The sequence below is a fragment of the Sandarakinorhabdus sp. genome, assembly GCF_040398645.1.
Taxonomy (GTDB): domain Bacteria; phylum Pseudomonadota; class Alphaproteobacteria; order Sphingomonadales; family Sphingomonadaceae; genus Sandarakinorhabdus.
Map to the genome: position 1 here is coordinate 1 of NZ_JBBATR010000113.1, position 1,960 is coordinate 1,960.

Annotated in this window: 3 protein-coding genes; all 3 read left to right on the plus strand. The window is 66.1% G+C overall.

Features of this window, described 5'->3' with window-relative positions:
* Positions 1–272 precede the first annotated feature (272 nt).
* Positions 273–566, plus strand: a complete 294-nt coding sequence (locus ABWP50_RS13440; protein WP_353218495.1) for a DUF3489 domain-containing protein — start codon at positions 273–275, stop codon at positions 564–566.
* On the plus strand, positions 563–1,078 hold the full coding sequence (locus ABWP50_RS13445; protein ID WP_353218496.1) for a DUF2924 domain-containing protein: 516 nt from the start codon (positions 563–565) through the stop codon (positions 1,076–1,078). The genes ABWP50_RS13440 and ABWP50_RS13445 overlap by 4 nt, the downstream gene beginning before the upstream one ends.
* Positions 1,071–1,960, plus strand: an 890-nt coding sequence (locus ABWP50_RS13450) for a recombinase family protein (protein ID WP_353218497.1), incomplete at its 3' end; no start/stop codon positions are given. The genes ABWP50_RS13445 and ABWP50_RS13450, both read left to right, overlap by 8 nt.

Here is a 1,960-nt window from a genome sequence, read left to right on the forward strand (position 1 = left end):
GTCGCCCCTTCACGGGGGCGTGGATCGAAACAAGGTGAAGATGTACGCGCGCGGCACGGACAGCGTCGCCCCTTCACGGGGGCGTGGATCGAAACAAACCGCTGGCCGACATTCCACGTCTGGCAGCCCCTCCCTTCCCACTCGACATCCGGCTCCAAAAGAGCGTTGGTCGTTGAGCGGCCACAGTGAGTCGCCCCGCCCCGGCTTCCTAACCCCGGGGCATCAGGTCGTGGGAGCCGCGCATTTGGCGCCGCCCCGCCGGAGACCTGAACATGACCGACACAATGATCGCGGCCGCCCAGCCGCCCGCAACCGGAGCGCCCACCGCCCCAGCCCGTCGCGTGTCGAACACCACGCTCGTCACCAAGCTCCTGACCCGCGCCCGCGGCGCCACCATCGCCGAGATGCAGGAGGCGACCGGCTGGCAGCCGCACAGCGCCCGTGCGTTCCTGTCGGGCCTGCGCAAAGCCGGCCGGACCCTGGTGAAGGAAGCGCGCAAGTCCGGCGAGACCAGCTATCGTATCGCTGCTGCCCCTCTTAACCCCGTCTCAGAGGCCTCTGAGTGAGCCTTGAGAGCCAACTGGGCGATCTTGCCGCCATGTCGCCTGCCCAGCTGCGGGCGGCATGGCGGGAGACCTTCCGCCAACCCCCGCCCGATCTGAGCCCGGAGCTGATGGCGCGTGCGATCGCCTGGCGCCTTCAGGAACGCCGCCATGGCGGCCTGCCCGCGTCGGTCCGGCGAGAGCTGGCCAAGGCCACAGAACGCCTGCGCAAGACCGGCGAGGTGACCTCTGCGCATGATATCAGCCTCAAGCCAGGGACCCGGCTGGTGCGCAGTTGGCGCGGCCAGACCATCAACGTGCTGGTGACCGAACAGGGGTTCGAGTTCGACGGCCGGCAGTATCGGTCTCTGACCCATATCAGCGGCGAGGTCACTGGCACCCGCTGGTCGGGGCCGCGGTTCTTTGGGCTGAAGTCGAAGCGGGTGGGCGTCTCACGCACCGCCGGTTTAGGCACTGGCCGCGCCAGCCTCGCAGACTGTGCCAACATCAACGTGGTGGGAACCGCCGATGGCTGAGCGAGCCAAGCTGCGCTGCGCGGTCTATACGCGCAAGTCGACCGAGGAGGGGTTGGAGCAGGCGTTCAACAGCCTCGATGCCCAGCGGGAGGCCTGTGTGGCCTATGTGGGCAGCCAGCGCCACGAAGGCTGGACCCTGGTGCCCGAGTTCTACGACGATGGTGGCTACTCGGGCGGCACCATGGACCGGCCGGGCCTCAAGCAGCTCATGGCAGATGTGGCAGCAGGCAAGGTCGATACCATAGTGGTCTATAAGGTCGATCGGCTGACCCGCAGCCTGGCGGACTTTGCCAAGATCGTCGAGGTGCTCGACAAGGCTGGTGCTTCGTTCGTCAGCGTCACCCAGTCGTTCAATACCACCACCAGCATGGGCCGGCTCACACTGAACGTCCTGCTCAGCTTTGCGCAGTTCGAGCGCGAGGTCACCGGGGAGCGTATTCGCGACAAGGTTGCGGCCTCCAAAGCTAAAGGCATGTGGATGGGTGGTCCGGTGCCGCTGGGTTATGACCTTGGGGACCGCAAGCTGGTGATCAACGAAGCCGAAGCGGAGATCGTACGGCGGATATTTACGCGCTACCGCGAGTTGCGGTCGATCGGCGCTCTGGTCGAGGCGCTGGAATGTGACGGGGTCCGCACCAAGCAGCGGGTCTATAAAGACGGGCGCAGCGTTGGCGGCATCGCGTTCACCAAGGGGCCCCTGGCCTATTTGCTGGCCAACCGCACTTACACCGGTGAGGTCAGTCACAAGGGCAATGTCTATCCCGGCGAGCACGCGGCGATCATTGACCTCGCGCTATGGCAGGAGGTGCAGGCGATCATGGCACACAACCGAGTCGAGCGGCGGCTCGGCACCAAGGCCAAAGCCCCTAGCCTGCTGACTGG